Consider the following 6,000-nt stretch of genomic DNA (forward strand, 5'->3'; position numbering starts at 1 on the left):
CGCTCGGCCGGGCGGTTTTTGCATCGACGCACATGCAGCGCCGACGAGCGCGCACGCTCAGTGCAGGATCTTCGCGAGGAAGTCCTTCGCGCGTTCCGATTTCGGATTCGAGAAGAAATCGTCCTTGCGGTCGTCCTCGACGATCGCGCCCTTGTCCATGAAGATCACGCGATGGGCCACCTTCTTCGCGAAGCCCATTTCGTGCGTGACGACCATCATCGTCATCCCTTCCTGCGCGAGTTCGACCATCACGTCGAGCACTTCGTTGATCATCTCGGGATCGAGCGCGGACGTCGGTTCGTCGAACAGCATCGCGATCGGATCCATCGACAGCGCGCGCGCGATCGCGACCCGCTGCTGCTGGCCGCCCGACAGCTGGCCCGGGAACTTGTGCGCATGCGCCTTCAGGCCGACGCGGTCGAGCAGCTTCATGCCCTTCTCGTTCGCCTCGTCCTTGCCGCGCCCGAGCACCTTGACCTGCGCGAGCGTCAGGTTTTCGGTGATCGACAGGTGCGGGAACAGCTCGAAATGCTGGAACACCATCCCGACCTTCGAGCGCAGCTTCGACAGGTTCGTCTTCTTGTCGCCGACCGACTGGCCGTTCACGAGGATCTCGCCCTGCTGGAACGGCTCGAGGCCGTTCACGGTCTTGATCAGCGTCGACTTGCCCGAGCCCGACGGGCCGCACACGACGACCACTTCGCCTTTCTTGACCTCGGTCGTGCAGTCGGCGAGGACCTGAAACTGGCCGTACCACTTCGAAACGTTCTTGATGGAAATCATCTTGTGACCTTTTTCTGGAGACCCTTGACGAGAGCAGACGCCAACGAGCAAATCACGAAATAGCATGCGCCGGCGAACAGGACCATCTCGACGGTCGTGCCGTCGCGATCGCCGATGTTGGCCGCCGTGCGGAAGAAGTCCGCGAGACTGATCACGTACACGAGCGACGTATCCTGAAACAGGACGATCGCCTGCGTAAGCAGCAGCGGCACCATCGCGCGGAACGCCTGCGGCAGGATCACGAGGCGCATCGCCTGCGCATAGTTCATGCCGAGCGCGAACGCGGCGTTCACCTGCCCGCGCGGCACCGCCTGGATGCCGGCGCGGATGATCTCGGAATAATACGCGGCTTCGAACAGCGAGAACGCGACCATCGCCGACGCGAGGCGGATGTCGATCGTCGGCGACAACCCGAGCACGCCCTGCAGCACCTGCGGCACGATCAGGAAGAACCACAGCAGCACCATCACGAGCGGGATCGAGCGGAACACCGTCACGTACGCTTTCGCGAACCACGCGAGCGGCTTCACGCCGGACAGCCGCAGCAGCGCCAGCAGCGTGCCCCAGACGATGCCGACGACGATCGCGATCAGCGTGATCTTGAACGTGACGATCGCCCCCGTCCACAGCGTCGGTATCGCGCCGGGAATACTACTCCAGTCGAACTGATGCATCACTTGCCTCCGATATAGCCGGGCAGCCGCGTACGGCCTTCGATCCAGCGCATGAACGCCATCACGACGAGGTTGATGATCACGTACGCGAGCGTCACCGCGATGAACGATTCATAGGTCTGCGCGGTGTAGTCGACGAGCTGGCGCGCCTGCGCGGACAGGTCGAGCAGGCCGATCGTCGACGCGACGGCGGAGTTCTTGAAGATGTTCAGGAATTCCGACGTGAGCGGCGGCACGATGATCCGGTACGCGACGGGCAGCAGCACGTAGCGGTACGTCTGCCATTGCGTGAAGCCCATCGCGAGGCCGGCGGCGCGCTGGCCCTTCGGCAGCGCGTTGATCCCCGAGCGCACCTGTTCGCACACGCGCGCGCCCGTGAACAGGCCGAGACAGATGATCGACGCGGTAAAGAACTGCGTGGTGGGCGGCAACTGCTTGATCCAGGTGCCGATCGACGCAGGCAGCAGCTCCGGTATCACGAGATACCAGACGAAGAACTGCACGATCAGCGGAATGTTCCGGAAGAGCGACACGTACACGGTGCCGATCGCGGACAGCCATTTGTTCGGCACGGTGCGCAGCACGCCGAACAGCGAACCGACGATCAGCGCGATGACCCAGGCGACGAGCGACACTTCGATCGTCACCCAGAAGCCGGACATCAGCCATCCGAAATAAGTCGTCGGCTCGCCGGTCGACACGGGGCTCAGGAAGATGCCCCAGTTCCAGTGGTAAGACATGGGCAAGACTCCAGCAAAAAGAGACGGAAGAAGCGTGGCCTCTTCCGTCTCATTAGCGTCATTTCTGCATCAACGGCCGTGCGGTCAGTCGAGCGCCTTGTCGTTCGGGTTCGCGTACAGCTTCTTCATCGAATCGGACAGCGGGAAGTTCAGGTTCAGCCCCTTCGGCGGGATCGGGTTCTCGAACCACTTCGCGTAGATCTTCGCGGCTTCGCCCGACTTCTCGACCTGCGAGATCGCGTCGTCGACGACCTTCTTGAAGTCCGTGTCGCCCTTGCGCATCATGCAGCCGTAAGCTTCTTCCGATTGCGGCGTGCCGACGATCACCCACTCGCCCGGCTGCTTCGCCTTCGCACGCTCGCCCGCGAGCAGCGCGTCATCCATCATGAACGCGACCGCGCGGCCCGATTCCAGCGTGTTGAAGGAATCGCCGTGATCCTTCGCGCTGATGATGTTCATGCCCAGCTGCTTGTCGTTGTTCATCTTGCGCAGCAGGCGCTCCGACGTCGTGCCGGCGGTGGTCACGACCGTCTTGCCCTTCAGGTCGGCGAAATCCTTGACGCCCGAATCCTTCTTCGTCATCAGGCGCGTGCCGATCACGAAGATCGTGTCGGAGAACGCAGCCTGCTGCTGGCGTTCGGTGTTGTTGGTCGTCGAACCGCACTCGATGTCGACCGTGCCGTTCTGCACCAGCGGAATGCGGTTCTGCGACGTGACGGGGATGTTCTTCACCTGCAGGTTCGGCAGGTTCAGCTTCTTCTTCACCGCGTCGACCACCTTCAGCTGGAATTCGCGCGAATAGCCGACCACCTGCTGGTTCTGGTCATAGTAGGAGAAGGGGATCGACGACTCGCGGTGTCCCAGTGCGATCACGCCCGTGTCCTTGATCTTCTTCAGCGTGCCCGTCTCCTGAGCGTGCGCGCCGCTTGCGAACGCGCAAAGCGCCGCGACCATCAGGACTGCCTTTTGGTATTTCATTTTGGTCATCTCCTTGGCTAAAACCCGCGCCAGTGTATCAAAGTAATATTTTTGAAAGTACTGGTTGTTTACCGCACTACGAATCGCCCCGTACGAAGCCTTCCTCCCGGCTCCGGGCGCCCCGAATGCGCGCGCGGGCGATGCCGGATCCGGCACCGCCCGCGAGGGTTCATATCCGCAATCGGGTGGATTGCGTCATGAATTGATCATAGTCAACGATCAGGGGTAGAGGCCACGCATTTCGCGCGCCATCAGGATGCGCTTGCAAGCAACGATGAACGCCGCCGTACGCACCGACACCTTGTGCTCTTCCGCGACCGCCCACACGCCGGAGAACGCTTCGCGCATCACGCGCTCGAGACGGTGGTTGATCTCGTCTTCCGTCCAGAAGAAGCTCGAGAAATCCTGCACCCATTCGAAGTACGACACGGTCACGCCGCCCGCGTTCGCGATCACGTCCGGGATCACGAGCACGCCGTTCGCGGTCAGGATGTCGTCGGCCGCCGTCGTCGTCGGGCCGTTCGCGCCTTCGACGATGATCTTCGTGCGGATCTTCGCTGCGTTCTTCTCGGTGATCTGGTTTTCCAGTGCCGCCGGGATCAGGATGTCGGTTTCGACCGTCCAGAACTCGTCATTCGGCATCGGCTCCGCGCCTTCGAAGCCCGCGACGCCGCCCGTGCGTGCGACGTGGTCGAGCAGCTTGTTCGAATCGAGGCCGGCCGGCCGGTAGATCGTGCCCGTGTGATCCTGCACCGCGATCACCTTCGAACCCGCTTCCTGGAACAGCTTCGCCGCGATGCCGCCGACGTTGCCGAAGCCCTGCACCGCGATGCGTGCGCCTTCGATCTCGAGGCCCTTCTTCTTCGCCGCTTCGCAGCCGACGACGAACACGCCGCGGCCCGTCGCTTCCTTGCGGCCGAGCGAACCGCCGAGCGCGATCGGCTTGCCGGTCACGACGCCGGTCGACGTCTGGCCCTGGTTCATCGAGTATGTGTCCATCATCCACGCCATCACCTGTTCGTTGGTGTTGACGTCCGGCGCCGGAATGTCGGTGTTCGGGCCGATGATGATGCCGATTTCGCTGGTGTAGCGGCGCGTCACGCGCTCGAGCTCACCACGCGACAGCTTGCGCGGGTCGACGCGGATACCGCCCTTCGCGCCGCCGTACGGCACGTTCACGGCCGCGTTCTTGACCGACATCCATGCGGACAGTGCCATCACTTCCGACAGCGTCACGTCCTGGTGGTAGCGCACGCCGCCCTTGCCCGGGCCGCGCGACACGTTGTGCTGCACGCGATAGCCTTCGAAATGCGCGACGGTGCCGTTGTCGAGCTCGATCGGCACATCGACGATCAGGATGCGCTTCGGGCGCTTCAGCGTTTCGAGCCAGCGCGACAGCGAGCCGAGGTACGGCGCGACGCGATCGACTTGCTGAAGGTAGTTGCCCCACGGGCCGAGATCGTCGGCGTGCAGGTAGGACGGGATGGACTGCAATTGCGAAGACATGGATGCTCCAACGGTCAACAGGTGCGCACATTGTCGAAAAACCCGTTTTTTTTATCCAATGCCGTTTGCTTATTCGATTATGCGTTTCTTGCATGATCGCGATTTTTCGCAAATCTGCGGTCGAATTGCGCAAGAACGCACGCGATCGATCGTGCATCGCGTGCGTGAAAAATCGTGCTTTCCCGGATGCGGGACGGCCGCCGGACAGCCGCCCGACAGGCGCCGCAAGCCCGACGACAGCCGGCCGGGCCGCCCGCTCGACGGTTAACCGCCCACGGTTAACCTGCGGTTTCGCGCAGTTCGTCGCGCACGACGTCCCACAGCGCACGCACGAGTTTCTGCCGCGGATCGTCGCCCTGCAGCACGAGCTTGTCGCAGTACAGCCGGATCTCCATCGTCAGCGTGAACGGGTATGCGCCGCCGCGCACCGACCGGTCGAGCCGGATCAGGCGGCCGCTCGCGACCGCATCCTCGACCGCGCTGTGCGGCAGGAACGCGACGCCGTGGCCCGCGAGCGCCATTGCCTTCAACCCTTCGGCCATGTCGGTTTCATAGACGCGATCGAGGAACAGCGGCGTCGTCGCATTCGCGATGATGACCTCCGTCATCCGGCCGAGATACGCGTTCGGCGTATATGACAGGTACGGCACGCGCGCGTCGGCCGTGCCGGGCAGCGTATAGCGCGGCCGCCCCGCGCGGCCCGGCGCCGAGAACGGGCTGATCGGCTCGCTGCCGAGGATCAGCATGTCGTAGCGCGCCGGGTCGAGCGCGACCGGATGGCTCGGATGGTGGTAGCCCATCACGAGATCGCAGCCGCCCTCGACGAGCGACAGCACCGCATCGTGCACGTTCAACGCGCGCAGCCGCGTGTGGACCTGGCCCATCTTCGCCTCGATCCGCTGCAGCCAGCGCGGGAAATACGTGAGCGACAGCGTGTGCGGCACCGCGAACTCGATCGTCGGCACCGGCGCACCGACGTGGCCGCGCAGCAGCGTGCGCGCCTCGTGCGCCTGCGACAGCATCGTCAGCGCCTGTTCGTAGAAGATCTGCCCGGCCTGCGTGAGCCGCGTCGGATAAACCGAACGATCGATCAGTTCGGTCGCGAGCCATGCCTCCAGCGCCTGGATGCGCCGCGAAAACGCCGGCTGCGACACGTGCCGCAGCTCCGCGGACCGGCTAAAGCTGCGCGTTTCCGCGAGCGAAACGAAGTCTTCGAGCCATTTCAGTTCCATGCAGGCGGGCGCGGCGGGCGGCGGTCGGGAAGAAGCCTGCATTCTACCGGCGGGCGGGCCCGGCCGGCGGCCCGGCGCCCCGCCGCG

6 protein-coding genes are annotated in these 6,000 nt (G+C 63.8%); all 6 read right to left on the reverse strand.

Features of this window, described 5'->3' with window-relative positions:
* Positions 1 to 57 precede the first annotated feature (57 nt).
* The gene (locus tag G3N64_RS20915) at positions 58 to 783 is read right to left on the reverse strand and encodes an amino acid ABC transporter ATP-binding protein (RefSeq protein WP_205785622.1); all 726 of its coding nucleotides are present in this window, start codon (positions 781 to 783) and stop codon (positions 58 to 60) included.
* Positions 780 to 1,457: a glutamate/aspartate ABC transporter permease GltK gene (gltK, locus tag G3N64_RS20920; RefSeq protein WP_027788373.1), complete on the reverse strand. Its 678-nt coding sequence runs from the start codon at positions 1,455 to 1,457 to the stop codon at positions 780 to 782. The genes G3N64_RS20915 and gltK overlap by 4 nt, the downstream gene beginning before the upstream one ends.
* Positions 1,457 to 2,197, reverse strand: coding sequence for an amino acid ABC transporter permease (locus G3N64_RS20925; RefSeq protein ID WP_205785623.1), 741 nt, complete (start codon positions 2,195 to 2,197; stop codon positions 1,457 to 1,459). The genes gltK and G3N64_RS20925 overlap by 1 nt, the downstream gene beginning before the upstream one ends.
* Before the next feature lie 84 nt (positions 2,198 to 2,281).
* Positions 2,282 to 3,175 carry a glutamate/aspartate ABC transporter substrate-binding protein gene (locus G3N64_RS20930; RefSeq protein WP_048026334.1) on the reverse strand — a complete coding sequence of 298 codons (894 nt, stop codon included), beginning with the start codon at positions 3,173 to 3,175 and terminating at the stop codon, positions 2,282 to 2,284.
* 219 nt (positions 3,176 to 3,394) lie between these two features.
* Entirely contained in the window at positions 3,395 to 4,681 is a 1,287-nt protein-coding gene (locus G3N64_RS20935) for a Glu/Leu/Phe/Val dehydrogenase (protein ID WP_205785624.1), read from the reverse strand.
* A 278-nt stretch (positions 4,682 to 4,959) separates the two neighbouring features.
* Positions 4,960 to 5,913 (reverse strand): LysR substrate-binding domain-containing protein, encoded by a 954-nt coding sequence (locus G3N64_RS20940; protein ID WP_205785626.1) that lies wholly within the window; start codon positions 5,911 to 5,913, stop codon positions 4,960 to 4,962.
* Between the last annotated feature and the right edge of the window lie 87 nt (positions 5,914 to 6,000).

The sequence above is a fragment of the Burkholderia sp. Ac-20344 genome (assembly GCF_017104975.1).
Lineage (GTDB): Bacteria > Pseudomonadota > Gammaproteobacteria > Burkholderiales > Burkholderiaceae > Burkholderia.